Genomic DNA, 22,234 nt, shown 5'->3' with positions numbered 1-22,234 from the left:
GAGCTTGTTAAAAGATCATGCCAAAATCATTCATGCGATTGCCGCTTCGGAGGAAATTATCGGACGAAAAAAACTGCAGAAGATAGTGTATATCGCAAAAAAGCTGGCTTTCCCCTTTCAGGAGCGATTCCAATTTCATTTTTACGGCCCTTATTCAGAGGAGTTAACATTAAGAGTAGAAGAGCTTTGCAATATGGGTTTTTTAGATGAAGTGAAGGAGAAGAAGGGCGGATACTATCAGTACCGATATACATTAACGGAAAATGGCAAGGAATTTTTAAGCCTGAATGAAGTGTCTATGCCGAATCTTCAAGAATGTTTAACAGATATGAACAATCAAAATGCCAGATTTCTTGAGCTTGTTTCAACGGTGTTGTATTTTGACACCCTTCCGAAAGAAGAAGTAAAAGAAAAGATCTTTACGTTAAAAAGCAAGCAGCGCTACACGGATGAAGAAGTAGAAACTGCTTATCAATATATTGCCAATTTAAGAGAAAAAGCCGGGCATTAATGCTCGGCTTTACTTATCGCTCAAACGTTCTCCACCTACAGCATAATGATTCTTTGTCATTTCTTCAATAAAGACAACGATCTTTTCCTTCGGTGCTCCAGTTGTCTCGTTCACTGCTGCTGTTACTTTTTCTACAAGTGCTTTCTTTTGCTCCTCAGTGCGTCCCTCTAGCATCTTTACCGTTACATATGGCATGAATATCATCTCCTTTTAAAATGAGTTAAAATGAGTTTTTCATATTTCGGAAAAATGTGCAAGTAGTGCAGTGGTGTCTATCTTTCACTTTCAGAGCAAAGTCGTGTATACTTTTAAATAATGTATAAGGGGAAATTCATTCCCTAGATAGGATCTCCAGTTTGAAAGAGGGGTTTGGTGTTTGGAACAATTTCTAGCCTTTTCACTTAGAGAAATTCCATATGTTGCGATTACGTTAATGATCGCTTTCACGGTCCATGAGTTTGCCCATGCGTTTGTGGCTTATAAATTTGGCGATTCAACCGCACAAAGGCAGGGAAGATTGACGTTAAATCCAATTCAGCATCTAGACCCAATCGGAACAATATTAATCTTTATTGCAGGCTTCGGGTGGGCAAGACCCGTGCCGGTAAATCGCTTTTTCTTTAAAAATCCAAGACTTGCGGGAATCATGGTTTCGATTGCCGGGCCGATAAGTAATCTGCTAATGGCCATTTTAGGCTTTATAATATTGTTTGCTCTGCTTGGAATGGGTGCTGCAGCTGGTCTGCCAACGTTTGTACCGGAGTTTTTAAATATTTTTATCCAGCTTAACTTAGTTTTATTTGTTTTTAATTTATTGCCGTTTCCGCCATTGGACGGGTATCGAATAGTTGAGGACTTGGCACCGGCGCATATACGTCCGAAGCTTACACAATTTGAAGCATATGGCTCTGTCATTTTTCTGATACTTGTTATCACACCGCTTGATCAATACACAATTCAGCCGATCTTTAGAACGGTCTTGCCTATCCTATCTAATGGATTAGGTGATTTCTTTTACCAATTATTTATCGCAGATTAACGGGCTGTAAGACCCCCTTAAGAAGTTTAGGAAACAAGAGATTCTAAGTAGGGGATCTAACAGTCTGTAAATGCCGATTGGTTCAACTAACAATCAACGGGGGATGAAGGAAAACCCCACTGATTGAGTTTCACTTTATGTAAGGAGGAATACCTTTGGAAGAGAAAAAAAAGAAAGATATTGGGTTTAATATTATCAAAAATGATCCGACAGAGGGGCATGGAGGATTTGGTTCAGGCTCATTAAGCCTAGACAATGTATCTCCCGTCATTATTGATGTGGATGCTGGAGAAGCATCGATAGAGGTTGGGGCGATGCATGCCCGCAGCCCTGTGGAAAAGGGGATAAAATTCTTAAAAAGCAAAGAAGAGGTTCCGAATGGAAAACCTTATTGGCTTGTTTGGGTGACGATTGACCGCAAGGAAGATGGCCCGTACTATGCGGGTGTAACAGCTTGCGAGATGACAGTAGACAGGGGAATCCGCAGAGGATACAAGTCCTTGCCAGAGCATGTTAATCGGATGGATAAATCCATTAAAAAACATATTATCGTTGATCATATGGATGCTAAATCAAAGGCAATTCTTACTGAGTTTTTGCAGAATCATAATCTTGGGATGTGGGATCGCTCTATACAACAGCTCAAAGACGATTTGCAAGCAAATTAATCGAAATAGCGCATGAATTTTGACGAAATTGTGACAGTTTACTGACTTAAATTTTTAACTACTTGCCCAAATCCAATAAAATAAGTAAACTTATAAACAGTGTGTAGACACTTATAAAAACTAGGACACGAAAAAACTCGGGGGAATTCCTCCGAGTTTTTTCATTTATATTTGCGGAGAAATTATTCTTGAATAATTTCTCTTAAATTTATATGTCCACTCCATAAAGACAAATATTGCACGATACTGTTACCAGTCAAATAATTTTTTATACCAAGGTTTTTTGGCCACTTTTTCCTTTTTGCTAGGTTTTTCCTCTGAGTAAGGCAAATGGTCTGTACAATATTCGGTTGGTTCGGTGCCTCTGACATAGTACGTAAATCGCTTGATTGGGCAATCGTCTGTTGCAAGCTTTCCATTCGCAGGATTCACATAAACTCCTACTGTCCCTTTCGGCTGCTTAAAGCTTTTGGAAGGCTTTCCTTTATGAGCATCCTCCATGAAGCGGGCCCAAATATTCTTCGCGTAGGATTTATCTGCAGAAAGTGTAATCGCCTTTCCTTTATCATATCCAGTCCAAACAGCAGAGACGAGCTGAGGGGAAAAGCCAATCATCCAGCTATCCGTGTCTGTTGTTCCAGATTTCCCAGCATATGTGCGTGAAATATCATTTATGATTGTACTCCCTGTCACACTAGTGTAGCCATTTAGTTTCCGATCAAAAATCCCTGTCATCATTTGTGTCATTACAAAGGCAGATTCAGGCTTTAAAATCGGAATGGACTGCTTGTCATTCTCATAAATCACTTTTCCGCGATGATCTTCAACTCGTGTAATCATAACAGGTGAAACCTTTTTTCCACCGTTTGCCAGGATGCTATAGGCACTTGCCATTTCAATGACTCTTACTCCGGATGTCCCTAGGGCTAATGATGGGACGTCAGCCATCTTTGTTGTAAGTCCGAATTTTTTTGCCGTATCGGCAAGTGTGTTTTCGCCTAAAAATAAATGTGTTTTCACAGCAAAAATATTATCGGATAGAGCCAGTGCCTGAGCCATTGTAATATCACCGTCTGCATACTGGCTATTAAAGTTCTTTGGTGAGTAGTCAGGTCTCCCGTCATCAAAACGAAAGGTTGTCTGCTCACTGCGCATGACAGTGGAAGGGGTAAAACCCTTTTCAAGCGCCGCATAATATAGAAGCGGTTTTATGGTGGATCCAGGCTGGCGAACCGCCTGTACAGCCCGGTTAAAGGGGCTCTCTTCATAACTTCTTCCACCAACCATCGCTTTGACATAGCCGTTTTTAGGATCCATCGCAACGAGTCCTGTTTGGATCTCTGATTCCTTAGAGATCAATCTCTTAACCGTTTGTTCAGCAATTTCCTGTTGTTTTAAATCAATGGTTGTGTATACTTTTAATCCGCCAAGCTCAATGACCCGATCATCTAAATTCAGCTCTGTTCTTAATATATGCCGAACCGTATCCTGAAAATAAGGTGCTGTCTTTGTTTTTGTGTGGAGATGCTTTCCAACGAAAGTGAGCTGTTCATTTAAAGCCTCATCTACTTCAGTTTTGTGAATGAGTTTGTTCTCAACCATTGTTTGTAAAATAAGCTTTTGGCGGCTCTTGGCATTTTCCATTGAGTTGAACGGGGAGTAAATGCCTGCCCCTTTTGGTATACCAGCAAGCATTGCTGCCTCTCCGAGAGTTAACTCACCAGCTTTTTTTCCAAAGTAGTATTGGCTTGCTGCTTCAGCTCCATAAGCGCCATGTCCATAATAAATCGTATTTAAATAGCCTTCTAAAATTTCCTTCTTCGTATAATTCATTTCAAGACGAATCGTATAAAAGGCCTCGAGCATTTTTCGCTTCCATGTTTTTTCATGTGCCAGGAATAAATTACGGGCATATTGCTGACTAATGGTGCTCGCGCCTTGAACCTTGGCCATTGCTTTGATATCTGCAATTAAAGCACCGACAATCCGTTTATAATCAAACCCATGATGGGAATAAAATTTGCGATCCTCTATAGAGATGGTAGCGTCGATTAAATGCGGGCTGATTTGGTCAAGTTCAACCCAATAACGCTTTTGGCCATTATGGCTCTCTCCGATCACAGTTCCGTCATCGGAATAAAATAAAGTTGACTGCGGAACAGCAAGTGGCGGGGGACCCAGTATTTTTGCGTAGAGCAATATACCTGCACCAATAAGCAAGGTTAATGCGAGTCCAATTAAGCTAATAATGAAGATTGCTCGAAAATATTTACCTGCTTTTCTAAATCGCTGGTTTGTCATTATCTCCATTTCGGTGCCTCCCCCTTTCTGGGCTAACCTAAAGAATTACGGTAAAATTACCTAAAAATCACATCTATTTATCTAGTATTGAAGAAACAGTGGGATTTTAAACATTTTTATCAAATACATGTAACTTTTTCTTGCATTTTCGCTAGATTCATCTATACTTTTTCTCATGTTTGTAATTATGGCGTTTGGGAATTATAAGAAAAGTGCAAGGCATTGATCATTGCTATACAAAATGTGGGGGCACCAACTGAGATAAAGGAAACATGGTGAGCGCGGGCGCATCGATGTTGACTTCTTGCAGGGTGGAAACCTGAAGTTGATAGGCGATAGTCTGCTGCTTGCGCTCGCCTTATTCTTTTTACATTAAATACACGTCATTTTTTTGATGGAAGGGATGATTCTAAAATGGGACTATGGTTTACTGAGAAACAAACAGAGAATTTCGGAATTACAATGAAAATTAAGCAGACTTTACATACAGAGCAAACAGATTTTCAAATGCTTGAAATGGTTGAAACAGAAGAATGGGGAAATATGCTTTTGCTTGATGGCATGGTTATGACTTCTGTAAAGGATGAATTTGTTTACCATGAAATGGTGGCGCATGTGCCATTGTTTACACACCCAAATCCTGAAAACGTCCTTGTAGTAGGCGGAGGAGATGGCGGTGTTATTCGTGAGGTGCTTAAGCATCCTAGCGTGAAAAAGGCAACGCTCGTTGATATCGATGGAAAAGTAATCGAGTATTCTAAGAAATTTTTGCCGGAAATTGCTGGCATGCTGGATGATCCGCGTGTAGATGTCCAAGTTGGAGACGGCTTCATGCATATTGCTGAAAGTGAAAATGAATACGATGTCATTATGGTTGACTCAACTGAGCCAGTGGGTCCTGCTGTTAACTTGTTTACAAAAGGATTCTACGCAGGAATCTCTAAAGCGCTAAAGGAAGATGGCATCTTTGTTGCTCAATCAGACAACCCTTGGTTTAAGGCTGACTTAATCCGCAATGTCCAAAAAGATGTAAAGGAAATCTTTCCAATCACAAATCTATATGTGGCAAATATTCCTACTTATCCAAGTGGCATGTGGGCTTTCACAATTGGTTCAAAAAAATATGATCCATTAGCAGTTAGTGAAGAACGCTTCCATGAGATTGAAACAAAGTATTATACGAAGGAACTTCATAAAGCCGCATTTGTTTTGCCGAAATTTGTACAAGATTTAGTGAAGTAACCTAGATTTGCAATAATAATTGTAATTTCACAATTAAAATTGAGATTTTGCAAAAATAAGGTTAATTTCGCAAATAAAAGTGGATCTTTCGCAAATAAATTCATTTTTTTGCAAATTAGACTTGAAAGGAGCTTCATGCTCCAAATACATACGAACGAGGGATGACAGTTATGCGTTTTGATGAAGCATACTCAGGCAATGTTTTTATAAAAAGCCATCCGAATTACGAAGAAAGTGAAGCTGTTTTATATGGAATGCCAATGGATTGGACGGTCAGCTATCGTCCGGGCTCCCGCTTTGGCCCTGCACGTATACGCGAAGTATCCATTGGTCTTGAAGAGTACAGTGCTTATTTAGATCGTGAATTAGAAGAAGTAAAATACTTTGATGCAGGCGATATTCCGCTTCCGTTCGGAAACCCGCAAAGAAGTCTGGACTTAATCGAGGAATTTATTGATAAGCTTTTAGCAGAAAATAAGTTTCCATTAGGGATGGGCGGCGAGCATCTAGTCTCTTGGCCTGTAATGAAAGCGATGTATAAAAAATATCCAGATCTTGCGATTATCCATATGGATGCACACACAGATTTGCGTGAGAATTATGAAGGGGAGCCATTATCTCATTCAACACCTATTCGCAAGGTGGCTGAATTAATTGGACCTCAGAATGTTTATTCATTCGGCATCCGCTCTGGTATGAAGGAAGAGTTCCAATGGGCAAAAGAAGTGGGCATGCACATTTCAAAGTTTGAAGTGCTTGAGCCTCTAAAAGAAGTGCTGCCAAAATTAGCCGGACGACCTGTGTATGTCACGATCGACATTGATGTACTCGATCCTGCGCATGCACCAGGTACGGGAACAGTTGATGCAGGAGGCATTACATCTAAAGAGCTGCTAGCCTCCATCCATGAAATTGCCCGTTCGGAAATTAATGTAGTAGGAGCAGATCTTGTAGAAGTTGCCCCAATCTATGACCCGTCAGAACAAACGGCAAATACAGCAAGCAAGCTAATCCGCGAAATGATCCTTGGCTGGGTTAAATAATAAAGCACTTTTCTAAAAGATTGTTGTATAAAACTAGTTGTGTAATTGAAAAAATTGGTTGATTAGAGCGGAAATCAACTTTTGCCAACTATGTGTTATTTAGCAACAATGTTAAAACAAAAACGGAGACCCGCTGTCTCCGTTTTTTTCCGTGAAATAAGAAAGTATAGCTTTGGAGTTAGAGAATTGTCTAGCTACGGCTGCTAGGGGCTCGAGGTCATAAGCCAACTCGTCAAGAAGGCTAAAGAGCAGTCTTCCTGCCGATTCGTCTTATGCTTGTCGCCCCTGGGCAAGCCGCCTCCGCATTTCGGATTGTCTAGCGCAAGCGCCTATCGCCTATCAAACTTCAGGTCCCCTCCCGACGATAAGTCGACATCAATTCGCTCTGCTTATTGTGTCTCCTTTATCTCGGTCGCGGCCCTTCCAGTTTGTACGGCGATAACCAAGGCGCTTGCGCTTTTCTTATTCAACTAGCACCTGTTATCGTTTTCTACTATAATGAAATGAAAAGGATGTGTAGCCAACCAGTGGAGCAAGTGCCTGTGAAAATTAAGGTAAAAACGGATATACGTGATGGGAGCAGTAAGGATACTTTTGAACTTACAGCTTTTGGACAATACTACAAAAAGGAAAATGCCCGTTTTCTGCAATATAATGAGGAAATGGAAGAAGGCACCGTAAAGACTATTATTAAAATTTCAGATCAGGATGGTCTAATTTTGCGAAGTGGTGCAGTGAAAATGAGGCTTCCTTTTCAAATGAATAAAAAGCTAAGAGGCAGCTATGATACGCCGTATGGGGTATTTGAAACGGCTACTTTAACAAAAAGGCTTGACCATCAGTTTGATGAACAGACAGACATTGGATCAATTGATCTTTTATATGAAATGAGCATACAAGGTGCAAATTCAGGTACATATCATTTAGTCATAACATTTCAAAAGGAGGAAGAAAAATGAATAGTGTTGAGCAAATGCAGAATAAATTAAAACAAGAAATCAAAGATGCTGTTCTAAAAGCGAATTTAGCAGCTGAAGAACAAATTCCGGATGTTATCCTAGAAGTGCCGAAGGATAAATCACATGGGGATTATTCAACAAATATGGCCATGCAGCTGGCACGTGTTGCAAAAAAGGCGCCTAGACAAATAGCAGAAGCATTAATCGAGAATTTTGATGCTTCCAAAGCGTCCATTAAAAAAATTGAAATGGCTGGACCGGGGTTTATTAATTTTCACATGGATAATAGCTACTTAACAAATTTAATTCCAACGATTCTTGAAGCAGGGGATCGATATGGGGAAACAAATATCGGCCGCAAGCAAAAGGTTCAAGTGGAGTTTGTGTCTGCAAACCCTACCGGTGACCTTCATCTTGGACATGCTCGCGGAGCGGCAGTTGGCGACTCTTTATGCAACATCTTAGCAAAGGCCGGCTATGACGTTTCTCGCGAATATTATATTAATGACGCGGGCAACCAGATTAATAATCTGGCATGGTCTGTTGAAGCTCGTTATTTCCAAGCACTTGGCATGGAAAAAGAAATGCCGGCAGATGGATACCATGGGGAAGATATTATTGGCATCGGCAAAAAGCTTGCCGAGGAATATGGCGATAAGTATGTTCATGCAGACGAAAAGGAGCGCTTTGACTTTTTCCGTGCATACGGGTTAAAGGTTGAAATGGCCAAGCTAAAGGCTGATCTTGAAGATTTCCGTGTCCCATTTGATGTCTGGTATTCTGAAACGTCTCTTTATGAAAATGGGAAAATTGATAAGGCATTAGCAGCATTGAAGGATAATGGCCATATTTTTGAAGATGGTGGAGCGACATGGTTCCGTTCAACTACTTTTGGCGATGATAAAGACCGTGTTCTTATTAAAAATGACGGCTCTTACACTTATTTAACACCAGATATTGCTTACCATAAGGATAAGCTTGAGCGCGGATTTGAACAGCTGATTAATATTTGGGGTGCAGACCATCACGGCTATATCCCTCGTATGAAGGCAGCGATCGAGGCACTTGGCTATAATCGTGAGGCATTAGAGGTAGAAATTATCCAGCTCGTTCATTTATATAAAAACGGCGAAAAAATGAAGATGAGCAAACGCACAGGGAAAGCTGTAACAATGCGTGATCTTGTTGAAGAGGTAGGACTTGATGCAACTCGTTATTTCTTTGCAATGAGAAGCGCAGATACGCACATGGACTTTGATTTAGACTTAGCTGTTTCTCAATCTAATGAAAACCCTGTATATTATGCGCAGTATGCACATGCGCGTATTTCAAGCATTTTACGCCAAGGAGAAGAACAAGGAATGACTGTCGACAGACAGGCTGATTTCTCTCTTATTTCTTCTGAGAAGGAAATGGATGTCCTGAAAAAATTAGGCGAATTCCCTCAAGCAGTTGGAGAAGCAGCTGCGAAGCGGTTGCCGCACAGAATTACAAACTATATTTTTGAACTAGCATCTACTTTCCACAGCTTCTATAATGCTGAAAAAGTATTAGATGCAGATCAACCTGAACGAACAAAAGCACGCTTAGCACTAATTAAGGCAGTTCAAACGTCTTTGAAAAATGCTCTTGCTTTAATCGGTGTGTCTGCTCCGGAAAAAATGTAATCGAAAAAGCTGACTCGCGGGAGTCAGCTTTTTTGCGATTTTCAATTATAAGAGTGGTGCAAAAAGCCTGGCTGCCCATTCTTTGATATTGCGCCTCCGATTTAATTCTGTTAGGGATAATTGTCTGGAATCCTGAATATCTTTTTTAATGACAGCCTGTACTTTTTTTATGAAAGGCTGATCATAAATATAACAGTTAATTTCATAGTTGATAAAAAGGCTGCGCCTATCGAAGTTTGCTGTGCCAATATCGCAAACCTCATCATCGATAATGATTGTTTTGGCATGATAAAAGCCAGTTTGAAATTCATAAACGGCAGCGCCATTTTCAAGAAGTTTCCTTAAAGATGGATAGGAAGCCTCTTTTACAAGGATATGATCTGAAATTTTTGGAACAAGGATGGTTAATGCAATTCCCCTTTCCTGCGCTGCGATTAAGTCATTAAATAATCTTTCACTAGGAATAAAATAGGGTGTACCAATGAAAATTTTTGTTTTTGCTCTATTAATTAAAGAAGAAAAGGTGTCTTCCAAAAAGGCACCTTTTGACGGAATAATCTGATGCTGAATCTTTCCAGTATGCAATGCAGGAAAATAAGCGTTATTTGCTAATAGATTTGTGTTCGTCTCTTTATGCCAGTCGACCAAAAATTCCTTCTGCAGATCAGCCGCACCTTCACCGGCCATTTTTAAATGATAGTCGCGCCAAGGGCTTAATTTTGGATCTAAATTAATATACTCCTTGCCAATATTGAATCCGCCAATATATCCAATTTTCCCATCAATAATCGTGATCTTTCGGTGATTTCTAGCTTGGAATGTATAGAAAAGGTAGGGCAGCTTAGGTGTATGGGCAAAGGAAAAATGAATCCCATGCCTTTTTAGTGATTCAATTGTTTTTTTCTTAATCGGGAAGCTCCCCATTCGATCAAGAAGCAAACGGACTTCTACTCCTTCATCCGCCTTTTTCTTTAATATGCTTAGAAATTCTTTACTGATTTTGTCGTCCTTTACAATGTAAAAGAGGATGTGGATATGATGTGTTGCCTTTTTTAGCTCGGAAAAATAGTCGGCAAATAGCTCTTGCCCCTGAGTGAAAATATCGATATTGCTTACTCGAAAAGGGGAGTCTACTCGTTTTAAGCCTTGTAACTGTTTTTTTCTCCCGAGGGTGAAATCAAGTGAAAGCCAAAGAGCAATTATTAGTAAAATAGCTGCTACTGTCAATATGATCGTCATTGCTGCGTGCTCCCCAGATATATGTTACCAATTATTATCTCCATGTCCATGCATTCTATAATTATTTTTGTAGAAAAAGCAAAAACTGGTTGACTGAATGCTCATTCATTATATAATAGATACAAGTAATAATATCTGAAAATTTAATTGTATTAAAAATTTTCGACTAATATGTATATTAGGAATCCAAGAAAGGAGCGCTTTATATATGAATGGGTTATTATGGATTAACTTAATCGCATTTCTCCTTGTAACCGCTTACGCTATTAGCTTGTTTGTCTATGTGATTAAGACAAGAATGGCGTATATCAAGCTCGGTAAGAAGGTTGACTTCGATAATAATGTGAAAGAGCGGCTCGGAAAAATCTGGGTGAATGTCTTTGGGCAGAAAAAGCTTATGAAGGATAAGAAAAGTGGAGCGATCCATGTTATGTTTTTCTACGGCTTTATTCTTGTTCAATTCGGTGCGATTGATTTTATCATTAAAGGGATCAAGCCAGGAGCTCATTTGCCGCTTGGGCCATTATATCCAGCCTTTACCTTTTTTCAGGAAATTGTCACGTTAACGATTTTAGTAGCGGTTGTTTGGGCGTTCTATCGCCGATATATTGAAAAGCTTGTCCGATTGAAAAGAGGCTTTAAATCAGGTCTTGTTTTAATTTTTATCGGTGGGTTAATGCTATCCGTTCTACTTGGAAACGGCATGGGTATGATCTGGCATGGACATGAAGGTGTATGGACAGAGCCAGTTGCATCTTTAATCGCCGGAGCATTCTCCTGGATGGGAGAAACAGCCTCTGTCGTCGTTTTCTACATCTCTTGGTGGATTCACTTGCTATTCCTGCTTGCATTCCTAGTATACGTTCCACAGGGCAAGCATGCTCACTTAATTGCTGGACCAGCAAATGTGTACTTTAACCGTTTGGAAAATCCAGGAAAATTAACGAAGATTGACTTTGAAGATGAATCACAGGAATCGTTTGGTGTTGGAAAAATTGAAGATTTCAACCAGCTGCAAATGATTGACTTCTATGCATGTGTGGAGTGCGGACGCTGTACAAATATGTGTCCAGCAACAGGCACAGGCAAGATGCTATCACCGATGGACCTAATTCTTAAGCTTCGCGATCATTTAACAAACCATGGGGCGGCTGTTACATCTAAACAGCCGTGGGTGCCGACATTTGCATTTTCAAATACAACAGGCAATCAGCTTGCATTAGCAGCGTCAGGTAAAGGAGCGCAAGAGGCTGCAGCAGGACTTGCCTACAGCCCAAGCTTAATTGGCGATGTGATTACGGAAGAAGAAATCTGGGCATGTACAACTTGCCGAAACTGTGAAGACCAATGTCCAGTAATGAATGAACATGTGGATAAAATTATTGACCTTCGCCGTTATCTAGTTTTAACAGAAGGAAAAATGGATGCAGATGCACAGCGCGCCATGACAAATATTGAACGCCAGGGCAATCCTTGGGGACTTAACCGTAAGGAAAAAGAAAACTGGAGAGAAGCACGCGAGGATGTATATGTACCAACAGTGAAGGAATTGAAAAAATCCGGAGAAGAATTCGAATACCTCTTCTGGGTTGGCGCAATGGGCTCATTTGATAACCGCAGCCAAAAAATTGCCCTTTCCTTTGCAAAATTAATGAATGAAGCAGGCGTTAAGTTTGCGATTTTAGGAAATAAAGAAAAGAACTCTGGTGATACACCAAGGCGTCTTGGAAATGAATTTTTATTCCAGGAGCTTGCAACGAAAAATATCGAAGAGTTTGAGAAAAATGAAGTGAAGAAGATCGTTACAATCGATCCGCATGCATACAATATTTTCAAAAATGAATATCCTGATTTCGGATTAGAAGCTGAAGTGTACCATCATACAGAAATTCTTTACGATCTTGTTAAAAAGGGCAGACTGAAGCCGCAGTATGCCGTAAACGAAACGATTACCTTCCATGACTCCTGTTACTTAGGACGCTATAACGAAGTGTATGATCCGCCTCGTGAGATCCTAAAAGCGATTCCAGGCGTCAAGCTTGTAGAGATGGAGAGAAGCCGTGAAACAGCGATGTGCTGTGGAGCAGGGGGCGGCTTAATGTGGATGGAGGAAGAAACTGGTCATCGCATTAATGTCTCACGGACAGAGCAAGCATTGGCGGTTAATCCAGGTATCATCAGCTCTGGCTGTCCATATTGCTTAACGATGCTTTCTGATGGGACAAAGGCGAAGGAAGTAGAAGAACAAGTAGGTACGTACGACGTAGCTGAAATTCTAGAGAAATCCGTCATTGGCGAACAGCAAACACTCGTATCCTAATAAATAATCAAGAGAAATTGAAACACAGCATCATTCATAAATATAATTTTATGAATTTTGGGTAAAGTGTTTCAATTTCTGCTATTTTTAAAGTAAAATAGAATAATAAGATAAAGCGCTTACAATTCTTGAAATGGAATATGTAAATTTTTTTATATCTGTTTCGAGCGAGCGTTCAGTCATTTAACTAGTCCACTAATTGAAACTTCAGCTATGAACAACTTCAAAGACAATTACTTTTTCATCTCAATATTTTAATACTTTTTAACAATTGAATTAAAGGAGCGATTCGAATGGGGAAGACCGTAATAGTAGGCGGGGCAAGAACGCCTTTTGGAAAATTTGCAGGCGGATTAAGCAGCTTTTCAGCATCTGATCTTGGCGGCATTGCAGTAAAAGAGGCCTTAAATCGCGCGGGTGTGAAGCCTGAAGAAGTTGGCGAAGTGATTCTGGGTACTGTTCTCCAAGGGGGGCAAGGTCAAATCCCATCGCGGCAGGCAGCACGAAAAGCTGGATTGCCATGGGAAGTGAAGACGGAAACAGTAAATAAAGTCTGTGCCTCAGGTATGCGCAGTGTGACACTCGGTGACCAAATTATTCGCTTAGGGGATGAAGAGGTCATTGTTGCAGGCGGAATGGAATCGATGAGCAATGCGCCGTATTTCTTGCCGAATGCTCGCTGGGGGTTGCGAATGGGAGATGCACAAGTTAAGGACCTGATGACACATGATGGCCTAAGCTGCAGCTTTACCGGTGTCCACATGGGTACGTATGGCAATGAGGTAGCAGAGGAGCTTGAGATTAGCAGGGAAGAGCAGGATCGCTGGGCATTAAGGAGCCATGAACGGACTGTTGCAGCGATGGAGTCTGGAAAACTAGCAGAGGAGATCGTTCCTGTTGAGGTTCCGCAACGAAAGGGCGAACCGATTATTATAGCAGAGGATGAGTCACCTCGAAAGGATACCTCTCTTGAAAAGTTAGCTAAGCTTCGTTCAGCCTTTGGTCAAGGCGGAACAATCACAGCGGGGAATGCACCAGGTGTGAATGATGGGGCAGCAGCCCTCGTATTGATGAGTGAGGAACGTGCGGAGCGTGAAGGAAGAAAGCCGGAAGCGGTTATTCTAGGGCATGCGGCCATTGCAGTAGAAGCAAAGGATTTTCCGAAAACACCAGGGCTAGTGATTAATGAGCTTCTTCGGAAAACTGGAAAATCTGTTGAAGATATCGATTTATTCGAAATCAATGAGGCATTTGCAGCCGTGGCATTAACGAGCGGAAAAATTGCAAACTTAGATGAAAGCAAAGTCAACGTGAATGGCGGTGCGGTTGCCCTTGGTCATCCAATTGGTGCGAGCGGGGCGCGAATCATTCTAACATTAATGCATGAATTGAAAAGACGCGGCGGCGGGGTAGGCATTGCGGCTATCTGCAGCGGCGGCGGCCAAGGCGATGCGATTATGATTGAAGTGCCAAAACACTAGGTCGTATCCTAACCTCTTGAAAAAAATTTAGTTTCTATTATCTGAAATCTATGTATATTGCTTAAATTTAAAATACACTATTCAACGAATAAATTGGGGGAGCAGAGAAAATGAACGTACAAAAAATCATGGTAATCGGTGCTGGCCAAATGGGATCAGGGATTGCACAAGTATGTGCCCAAGCAGGATACAGTGTTTTATTAAATGATCTGAAACAGGAATTTGTAGACCGCGGACTGAGTGTCATTAAGAAGAACCTCAATCGACAAGTAGAGAAAGAGCGGATGACAGCTCAGCAAATGGAAGAGATTTTGAATCATCTTACACCTTCAACTGAATTAACGGATGCAAAAGATGTTGACCTGATCATTGAGGCAGCAGTTGAAAATATGGAAATCAAAACGAAGATTTTCGGTCAGCTGGATGAAATTGCCCCAGCACATGCGATTTTAGCAAGCAATACCTCTTCCTTGCCCATTACAGAAATTGCAGCAGCGACAAAACGTCCTGAACAAGTGATCGGCATGCATTTTATGAACCCAGTTCCGGTGATGAAGCTTGTTGAAATCATCCGTGGATTGGCTACTGCTGATGAAGTCTATCAAACAATCGAAGATATCACAAAGACTTTAAAAAAGGTTCCTGTAGAAGTCAACGACTTCCCAGGGTTTGTCTCTAACAGAGTGTTAATGCCAATGATTAATGAAGCTATTTTCACCTTATATGAAGGAGTTGCAACGAAGGAAGCCATTGATGAGGTCATGAAGCTCGGCATGAATCATCCAATGGGGCCATTAACTCTGGCTGACTTCATCGGACTCGATACTTGCCTGTATATTATGGAAACCCTTCATGAAGGCTTCGGCGATGATAAATACCGTCCATGCCCGCTGTTAAGGAAGTATGTCAAAGCAGGCTGGCTTGGAAAGAAAACAGGCAGAGGCTTTTACGAATACGAATAGAGGTTTTAAGAAGGGTAAGAAAGTATAACTTTGAGACAGAGAGTTGTCTAGCGCAAGCGGACTATCGCCTATCAAACTTCAGGTCTCCTCCCTACGATAAGTCAACATTGGTCCGCTACCGAAAACCGTGTTTTCCTTTATCTCAGTCGGGGCCCTTCCAGTTTGTACGGCGATGACCAAGGCGCTTGCGCTTTTCTATAAACACCGAAGAATGAAGTCCGGAGGGGAAAGAAATGAACCTAAGATTTACTGAAGAGCAGGAAATGATGAGAAAAATGGTGCGTGACTTTGCACAAACAGAAATTGCGCCATTTGTTGAAAAAATGGAGCAGGGAGAGTTCCCGCGTGAGATTCTGCGTAAAATGGGAGAGCTAGGATTGATGGGGATTCCGATTCCTGAGCAATACGGCGGATCTGAAATGGATTTTACCTCGTATATCATTGCTATTAACGAGCTTTCAAAAGTGAGTGCGACGGTAGGCGTGATTTTATCTGTTCATACATCTGTGGGAACAAACCCAATCGTTTATTTTGGAACAGAAGAGCAAAAGCAAAAGTACGTGCCAAAGCTGGCATCAGGTGAATATCTTGGCGCGTTCTGTTTAACTGAACCGAGTGCAGGATCAGATGCAGGGGGCCTAAAATCAAAAGCGCGTAAAGATGGCGACCATTATATCATCAATGGATCCAAAGTATTTATTACAAACGGCGGGGAAGCAGATATTTATATCGTTTTCGCTTCAACCAATCCTAAGCTTGGCAGCAAAGGAATTTCAGCATTCATCGTTGAGAAAGACACGCCTGGTCTCGTGATCGGGAAGGATGAACATAAAATGGGGCTGCATGGATCAAGAACACTGCAGCTCAGCTTTGAGGACATGCGTGTTCCGGCAGAGAACCTGCTTGGTGAAGAAGGGCAAGGGTTTAAAATTGCGATGGCTAACCTTGACGTCGGCCGCATCGGAATTGCCGCACAGGCGCTTGGAATAGCAGAGGCAGCACTCGAGGCTGCAACAGGGTACGCGAAGGAACGTGTTCAATTTGGCAAGCCAATTGCAGCTCAGCAAGGTATTGGGTTTAAGCTGGCAGATATGGCAACAAGTGTGGAAGCTGCGAAGCTATTAATCTACCGTGCGGCAGATCTTCGCCAAAGAGGGGTTAAATGTGGGAAAGAAGCGTCAATGGCCAAGCTTTATGCCTCAAGAACAGCGGTGGAAGTAACGACAGATGCCATTCAGGTATTTGGCGGCTACGGCTATACAGAGGATTACCCAGTTGAACGTTATTTCCGTGATGCAAAAATTACTGAAATTTATGAGGGAACAAGCGAAATTCAACGAATTGTTATTAGCAAACAGCTGTAAAACAAATACCATCATTAATGGAGGATAAGTGAGATGAACTTTCAATTAACTGAAGAACATGAAATGATCCGAAAAATGGTACGTGATTTTGCGAAAAATGAAGTAGCTCCAACAGCAGCTGAGCGTGATGAGGAAGAGCGTTTTGACCGTGAGATTTTCGATAAAATGGCTGAGCTTGGTTTAACAGGGATTCCATGGCCTGAAGAGTACGGCGGCATTGGCAGTGATTATTTAGCGTACTGTATTGCTGTTGAAGAGCTTTCAAGAGTCTGTGCCTCAACAGGCGTGACATTATCTGCACATACTTCTCTTGCAGGCTGGCCAATTTATAAGTTCGGCAGTGAAGAGCAAAAGCAAAAATACTTAAAACCGATGGCCCAAGGAGAGAAAATTGGCGGCTACGGCTTAACAGAGCCTGGGAGCGGTTCAGATGCAGGCGGTATGAAAACGACTGCTCGTCTTGAAGGGGATCACTATATTTTAAATGGCTCGAAAATTTTTATTACAAATGGCGGAATTGCTGATATTTACGTTGTATTTGCGCTAACAGATCCGTCTTCAAAGCATAAGGGAACAACAGCATTCATTATTGAATCAGACTTCGAAGGATTCTCAGTCGGCAAAAAGGAGAAAAAGCTAGGCATTCGTTCTTCACCAACAACAGAAATCATTTTTGATAACTGCAAGGTACCAGTTGAAAATGTGCTAGGTGAAGTAGGAGAAGGCTTCAAAATTGCAATGATGACGCTTGATGGCGGACGCAACGGAATTGCAGCTCAGGCAGTCGGAATTGCGCAAGGTGCTCTAGATGCTTCGATTGAATATGCAAAGGAGCGCGTGCAATTCGGAAAGCCGATTGCAGCTCAGCAAGGCATTGGTTTTAAGCTGGCAGATATGGCTACAAGTGTGGAAGCTTCAAGGCTATTAACCTATCAAGCAGCATGGCTTGAATCTGAAGGCTTGCCGTATGGAAAAGAGTCAGCCATGTCTAAGTTGCTTGCAGGAGATACGGCAATGAAGGTAACGACAGATGCCGTGCAAATTTTCGGCGGCTATGGCTATACAAAGGATTATCCAGTTGAGCGCTTTATGCGAGATGCAAAAATCACTCAGATTTATGAAGGAACACAAGAAATTCAGCGTCTCGTTATTTCTCGCATGCTAACGAAATAAGGCTTGCATATAGAGTTTAAAAGCGGGGTTTCCTCGAAGATCTAGATCGTCTTAGTCTGCTAAACCTGCTGAAAACTTGCCCTAAAGGCATACTCGAAATTGGGGATTGATAAAGGCGGTAGGTAAAGTGAAAAAACGTGAAGTACAAGCGTCTGTGAAAGACGAACGGCTCGTTAAAAAGAGGCGGGATCAAATGATTAAAGGTGCGGTAACCCTTTTTATTCAAAAAGGGTTCCATCGCACAACAACAAGGGAAATTGCTAAGGCTTCCGGTTTTAGCATCGGCACATTATATGAGTACATCCGAACGAAGGAAGATGTCTTATATCTTGTGTGTGACAGCATTTATGATCAGGTAAGCGAACGCCTTCAGGAAGACCTTGATACAAACCGGGGAACACTAGAAAGCTTAAGGCTTGGCATTGCGGGATATTTCCGGGTGGTTGATGAGATGCAGGATGAGGTGCTCGTCATGTATCAGGAAGTGAAGTCGTTATCAAAAGATGCCTTGCCTTATGTCCTGAAGAAAGAACTTGAAATGGTCGAAATGTTCGAACAGGTCATTAATGGCTGTGTAGAAAATGGAGAATTAGATCTAACGGAGGAGCAGGTCAAAATGATTGCTCATAATATCTTTGTCCAAGGGCAAATGTGGGCCTTCCGCCGCTGGTCATTGAAAAAAATCTACACAATCGATGATTACATTAAGCTGCAAACTGATTTGCTTTTTCAAGGAATCATTGCTGAGAAATCAAAACAAATTTAGGGGATTGCACGATAAATAAGGGGACTTGCTAGATAAACTATTCCAATTGCTAGATAAATGAACAAAGCTGTTAGATAAACCATAAAAAATGCTCGATAAGCAATCAATCTAATAGAGGGGGAGAAGAATGAGTAATCCAGAAGTTTATAAACCAAAGAATCATATTCGTTTTGTTACAGCTTCCAGTCTTTTTGATGGTCATGATGCCTCCATAAATATTATGAGAAGAATTATTCAGGCAAGTGGTGCAGAGGTTATTCATCTTGGACATAACCGTTCAGTTGAAGAAGTGGTAAATGCAGCCATTCAAGAGGATGTTCAGGGGATCGCGATTTCTTCCTACCAAGGAGGGCATGTTGAATACTTTAAATATATGTACGATCTTTTAAAGGAAAAAGGCGCGCCGCACATCCGAATTTATGGTGGTGGGGGCGGCGTTATTATTCCGAAAGAAATAAAGGAGCTTCATGAATACGGAATTGCAAAAATCTTTTCTCCTGAAGATGGGCGCCAAAATGGGCTTCAAGGCATGATCAACGTGATGCTTGAGGAATGTGACTTCACAACATTCCATACAGAAGCAACGGAGCAAATTGAAAAACTCCAAGATGGGCAGGTGAATGCCATAGCGAAGCTCATTACGCTGGCAGAACACCATGTCAGCATGGAAAAAGAAACGGCAGCCGCGCTTGATTCAGTAATGGAAAAGGTAAAAACATTAGAGAAATCTGTTCCGGTTCTTGGGATTACCGGTACTGGAGGAGCAGGAAAAAGCTCATTAACTGATGAATTAATTCGTCGTTTTATCAATGAAATTCCGGAAAAGAAGGTTGCAATCCTATCTGTTGATCCGACGAAACAGAAAACAGGCGGCGCTCTTCTAGGTGACCGTATTCGAATGAATGCGATTTTTAATCCTCGTGTATATATGCGCAGTTTAGCGACAAGACAATCAAAAAGTGAGCTTTCACTTGCTATTAAGGATGCCATTTCTGTTGTTAAAGCGGCAGGATTTGATCTCATCGTTGTTGAAACAAGCGGAATAGGGCAAGGGGATGCTGAAATAACTGAAATTTGCGACGTTTCAATGTATGTTATGACGAGTGAATTCGGTGCCCCATCCCAGCTTGAAAAAATCGATATGATTGATTATGCCGATTTAATTGTCATTAACAAATTCGAACGAAAAGGCTCAGAGGATGCGAGACGGCAAGTTCAGAAGCAATATCAAAGAAGCCATATGCTGTTTGAAAAAGACATGGATGAAATGCCGGTATACGGAACGATTGCCAGTCAATTCAATGATCCGGGAACAAATGCTGTTTTTGCAGCTTTAATCGAAAAGATCAATGAAAGGTCTGGAACAGATTGGAAAACCTCGTTTTCTAAAAATGCACATGTCGAAAAACAAAACGTTATTATCCCGAATGAGCAGCGTTACTATTTAAGAGAAGTTTCTGAAGCTGTTCGCAATTATCATAAGAAGGCAAATGAACAGGCAGAGCTTGCCCGCAAGCTATTCCAGCTCGAAGGAGCAATACTTGCCATTCGTGAGCAGGATGCAAACGAGGAAGTTCTTGCATCGTTAGAAAAGGTGAAAGCAAACACTGAAGCAAAGCTCACACCAGAAACGATAAAAATTCTTGACGGCTGGGAAGACTTAACGAAGAAGTATACAGGCGAACAGTTTGTTACAAAAATACGTGACAAAGAAATCGTAACGATTTTAAAGACGAAAAGCCTATCAGGTCTTTCAATTCCAAAGGTCGCATTGCCGAAATATAAGGATTATGGAGAAATTATCCGTTGGGTGTATAGAGAAAATGTGCCGGGTTCATTCCCGTACACGGCTGGGGTTTTCCCGTTCAAGCGTGAGGGAGAAGATCCGAAAAGGCAATTTGCTGGCGAAGGGACACCAGAAAGAACGAATCGCCGTTTCCACTATTTATCAAAGGATGATTCGGCTAAGCGTTTAAGCACAGCTTTCGACTCGGTTACGCTTTATGGAGAAGATCCGGATTACCGTCCAGATATTTACGGAAAAGTAGGGGAAAGTGGAGTCAGCATTTGTACGTTAGATGATATGAAAAAGCTTTATGCAGGTTTTGACCTCTGTCATCCATCCACATCTGTTTCGATGACAATCAATGGGCCGGCGCCGATTATTCTTGCGATGTTTATGAATACAGCGATTGAACAGCAAATCGAAGCGAAGGAACAAGAGCTTGGCCGGATCTTAACGGAAGCGGAATTTGCAGAAGTAAGGGCACTCACATTACAAACAGTTAGGGGAACCGTTCAAGCAGATATTTTAAAAGAAGACCAAGGTCAGAATACATGTATTTTCTCTACCGAATTTGCTCTTCGGATGATGGGGGATATTCAGCAATACTTCATTGACCAAAAGGTTCGCAATTATTATTCTGTATCGATCTCCGGTTACCATATTGCAGAAGCAGGAGCAAATCCAATTTCACAGCTTGCCTTCACACTTGCAAACGGCTTTACGTATGTAGAGTATTATTTAAGCAGAGGAATGGATATTAATGATTTCGCGCCGAATTTATCGTTCTTCTTCTCAAATGGACTGGATCCTGAATATACGGTGCTAGGCCGCGTGGCACGCCGCATTTGGGCTACGGTAATGAGAGATAAGTATGGAGCAAATGAGCGCAGCCAAAAGCTGAAGTACCATATTCAAACATCAGGCCGCTCGCTTCATGCGCAGGAAATTGATTTCAATGATATTCGTACAACATTGCAGGCATTAATGGCTCTTCATGATAACTGTAATTCCTTGCATACGAATGCGTACGATGAGGCGATTACAACTCCGACTGAGGAATCCGTCCGCCGTGCAATGGCGATTCAGATGATTATTACGAAGGAGCATGGATTAACGAAGAATGAAAACCCGCTGCAAGGGGCATTTATTATTGATGAATTAACAGATCTTGTTGAGGAGCAGGTGCTTCAAGAATTTGAACGGATCAATGATCGCGGCGGTGTGCTCGGTGCAATGGAAACACAGTACCAGCGCGGGAAAATCCAAGACGAATCGATGTATTATGAAATGCGAAAGCATACAGGTGAGCTGCCGATTATCGGCGTCAATACGTATTTAAATCCAAATCCTCCTTCAGAGGAAGATATGAACAATATGGAGCTGGCAAGGGCAACGAAGGAAGAAAAGGAAACACAAATCCAGAATTTGCGCAGCTTCCAGGAAAGAAGCAAAGAGAAAACAGAGGATGCGCTAACACGATTGAAGAAAACAGCGGTCAGCGGCGGAAATATTTTTGCTGAACTGATGGAAACGGTTAAAGTAGCAAGCCTTGGCCAAATTACCAGAGCTCTTTATGAAGTTGGGGGTCAGTACAGAAGGAATATGTAATATTAAATAAGAGATCGGGAGGAAATCGGCGTTACAGCCGATTTCCTTTTGTCTAGCAGGCTTGTCTTATGCTTGGCGGGACTAACCAGTCACTTTCACTTATTG

Annotated in this window: 17 protein-coding genes; 14 read left to right on the top strand and 3 right to left on the bottom strand. The window is 41.6% G+C overall.

Annotated features, from left to right (window positions below):
• The first annotated feature begins 4 nt into the window (after positions 1-4).
• Positions 5-511 carry a YwgA family protein gene (locus AN957_RS25320; protein ID WP_053478502.1) on the top strand — a complete coding sequence of 169 codons (507 nt, stop codon included), beginning with the start codon at positions 5-7 and terminating at the stop codon, positions 509-511.
• A gap of 9 nt (positions 512-520) precedes the next feature.
• Here AN957_RS25320 and AN957_RS25315 read toward each other — a convergent pair whose 3' ends face one another.
• Positions 521-706: a 2-hydroxymuconate tautomerase gene (locus AN957_RS25315; RefSeq protein ID WP_056686821.1), complete on the bottom strand. Its 186-nt coding sequence runs from the start codon at positions 704-706 to the stop codon at positions 521-523.
• A 181-nt stretch (positions 707-887) separates the two neighbouring features.
• Between AN957_RS25315 and AN957_RS25310 the strand changes: the two genes are divergently transcribed.
• Both AN957_RS25310 and AN957_RS25305 read left to right on the top strand, forming a co-directional pair.
• On the top strand, positions 888-1,550 hold the full coding sequence (locus AN957_RS25310) for a site-2 protease family protein (RefSeq protein ID WP_053478504.1): 663 nt from the start codon (positions 888-890) through the stop codon (positions 1,548-1,550).
• 155 nt (positions 1,551-1,705) lie between these two features.
• Entirely contained in the window at positions 1,706-2,218 is a 513-nt protein-coding gene (locus AN957_RS25305; RefSeq protein WP_053478505.1) for a YwhD family protein, read from the top strand.
• A gap of 249 nt (positions 2,219-2,467) precedes the next feature.
• On the opposite strand, the gene AN957_RS25300 is transcribed toward AN957_RS25305, so the two are convergent.
• A complete protein-coding gene (locus tag AN957_RS25300; RefSeq protein ID WP_056686819.1) occupies positions 2,468-4,528 on the bottom strand; it encodes a transglycosylase domain-containing protein in 2,061 nt (686 codons plus the stop codon).
• Between the two features lie 405 nt (positions 4,529-4,933).
• Here AN957_RS25300 and speE point away from each other — a divergent pair, with 405 nt between their 5' ends.
• The 4 genes from speE to argS all read left to right on the top strand — a co-directional run bounded on the left by speE (position 4,934) and on the right by argS (position 9,430).
• Entirely contained in the window at positions 4,934-5,761 is an 828-nt protein-coding gene (gene speE / locus AN957_RS25295; RefSeq protein ID WP_053478507.1) for a spermidine synthase, read from the top strand.
• 170 nt (positions 5,762-5,931) lie between these two features.
• Positions 5,932-6,804, top strand: coding sequence for an agmatinase (gene speB, locus AN957_RS25290; protein WP_056686816.1), 873 nt, complete (start codon positions 5,932-5,934; stop codon positions 6,802-6,804).
• Positions 6,805-7,346: 542 nt separating this feature from the next.
• Positions 7,347-7,763, top strand: a complete 417-nt coding sequence (locus AN957_RS25285) for a YwiB family protein (protein WP_245637815.1) — start codon at positions 7,347-7,349, stop codon at positions 7,761-7,763.
• Positions 7,760-9,430, top strand: a complete 1,671-nt coding sequence (gene argS / locus AN957_RS25280) for an arginine--tRNA ligase (RefSeq protein WP_056686811.1) — start codon at positions 7,760-7,762, stop codon at positions 9,428-9,430. The genes AN957_RS25285 and argS overlap by 4 nt, the downstream gene beginning before the upstream one ends.
• A gap of 45 nt (positions 9,431-9,475) precedes the next feature.
• Here argS and cls read toward each other — a convergent pair whose 3' ends face one another.
• Positions 9,476-10,660, bottom strand: a complete 1,185-nt coding sequence (gene cls, locus AN957_RS25275) for a cardiolipin synthase (RefSeq protein WP_379999727.1) — start codon at positions 10,658-10,660, stop codon at positions 9,476-9,478.
• A gap of 217 nt (positions 10,661-10,877) precedes the next feature.
• Here cls and AN957_RS25270 point away from each other — a divergent pair, with 217 nt between their 5' ends.
• The 7 genes from AN957_RS25270 (at position 10,878) to icmF (ending at position 22,129) form a co-directional block, all read left to right on the top strand.
• Positions 10,878-12,989 carry a (Fe-S)-binding protein gene (locus tag AN957_RS25270; protein ID WP_056686808.1) on the top strand — a complete coding sequence of 704 codons (2,112 nt, stop codon included), beginning with the start codon at positions 10,878-10,880 and terminating at the stop codon, positions 12,987-12,989.
• Between the two features lie 293 nt (positions 12,990-13,282).
• The gene (locus AN957_RS25265; protein ID WP_056686806.1) at positions 13,283-14,470 is read left to right on the top strand and encodes an acetyl-CoA C-acetyltransferase; all 1,188 of its coding nucleotides are present in this window, start codon (positions 13,283-13,285) and stop codon (positions 14,468-14,470) included.
• A gap of 110 nt (positions 14,471-14,580) precedes the next feature.
• A complete protein-coding gene (locus AN957_RS25260; RefSeq protein WP_056686803.1) occupies positions 14,581-15,432 on the top strand; it encodes a 3-hydroxybutyryl-CoA dehydrogenase in 852 nt (283 codons plus the stop codon).
• Positions 15,433-15,665: 233 nt separating this feature from the next.
• Positions 15,666-16,796, top strand: a complete 1,131-nt coding sequence (locus tag AN957_RS25255) for an acyl-CoA dehydrogenase (protein WP_053478515.1) — start codon at positions 15,666-15,668, stop codon at positions 16,794-16,796.
• Positions 16,797-16,829: 33 nt separating this feature from the next.
• Positions 16,830-17,969 carry an acyl-CoA dehydrogenase gene (locus AN957_RS25250; protein ID WP_053478516.1) on the top strand — a complete coding sequence of 380 codons (1,140 nt, stop codon included), beginning with the start codon at positions 16,830-16,832 and terminating at the stop codon, positions 17,967-17,969.
• 127 nt (positions 17,970-18,096) lie between these two features.
• Positions 18,097-18,735, top strand: coding sequence for a TetR/AcrR family transcriptional regulator (locus AN957_RS25245; protein WP_053478517.1), 639 nt, complete (start codon positions 18,097-18,099; stop codon positions 18,733-18,735).
• A 127-nt stretch (positions 18,736-18,862) separates the two neighbouring features.
• Entirely contained in the window at positions 18,863-22,129 is a 3,267-nt protein-coding gene (gene icmF / locus AN957_RS25240) for a fused isobutyryl-CoA mutase/GTPase IcmF (protein WP_053478518.1), read from the top strand.
• Positions 22,130-22,234 lie beyond the last annotated feature (105 nt).

The organism is Cytobacillus solani (genome assembly GCF_001420595.1).
Taxonomy (GTDB): domain Bacteria; phylum Bacillota; class Bacilli; order Bacillales; family Cytobacillaceae; genus Cytobacillus; species Cytobacillus solani.
This window is presented reverse-complemented; position numbering and strand designations above follow the sequence as displayed.

Coding starts and splice junctions, on each gene's coding strand:
- AN957_RS25315 (WP_056686821.1), bottom strand. CDS start 706: ATGCCATATGTAACGGTAAAGATGCTAGAGGGACGCACTGAGGAGCAA.
- AN957_RS25300 (WP_056686819.1), bottom strand. CDS start 4,528: ATGGAGATAATGACAAACCAGCGATTTAGAAAAGCAGGTAAATATTTT.
- speE (WP_053478507.1), top strand. CDS start 4,934: ATGGGACTATGGTTTACTGAGAAACAAACAGAGAATTTCGGAATTACA.
- speB (WP_056686816.1), top strand. CDS start 5,932: ATGCGTTTTGATGAAGCATACTCAGGCAATGTTTTTATAAAAAGCCAT.
- argS (WP_056686811.1), top strand. CDS start 7,760: ATGAATAGTGTTGAGCAAATGCAGAATAAATTAAAACAAGAAATCAAA.
- AN957_RS25270 (WP_056686808.1), top strand. CDS start 10,878: ATGAATGGGTTATTATGGATTAACTTAATCGCATTTCTCCTTGTAACC.
- AN957_RS25265 (WP_056686806.1), top strand. CDS start 13,283: ATGGGGAAGACCGTAATAGTAGGCGGGGCAAGAACGCCTTTTGGAAAA.
- AN957_RS25260 (WP_056686803.1), top strand. CDS start 14,581: ATGAACGTACAAAAAATCATGGTAATCGGTGCTGGCCAAATGGGATCA.
- AN957_RS25255 (WP_053478515.1), top strand. CDS start 15,666: ATGAACCTAAGATTTACTGAAGAGCAGGAAATGATGAGAAAAATGGTG.
- AN957_RS25250 (WP_053478516.1), top strand. CDS start 16,830: ATGAACTTTCAATTAACTGAAGAACATGAAATGATCCGAAAAATGGTA.
- icmF (WP_053478518.1), top strand. CDS start 18,863: ATGAGTAATCCAGAAGTTTATAAACCAAAGAATCATATTCGTTTTGTT.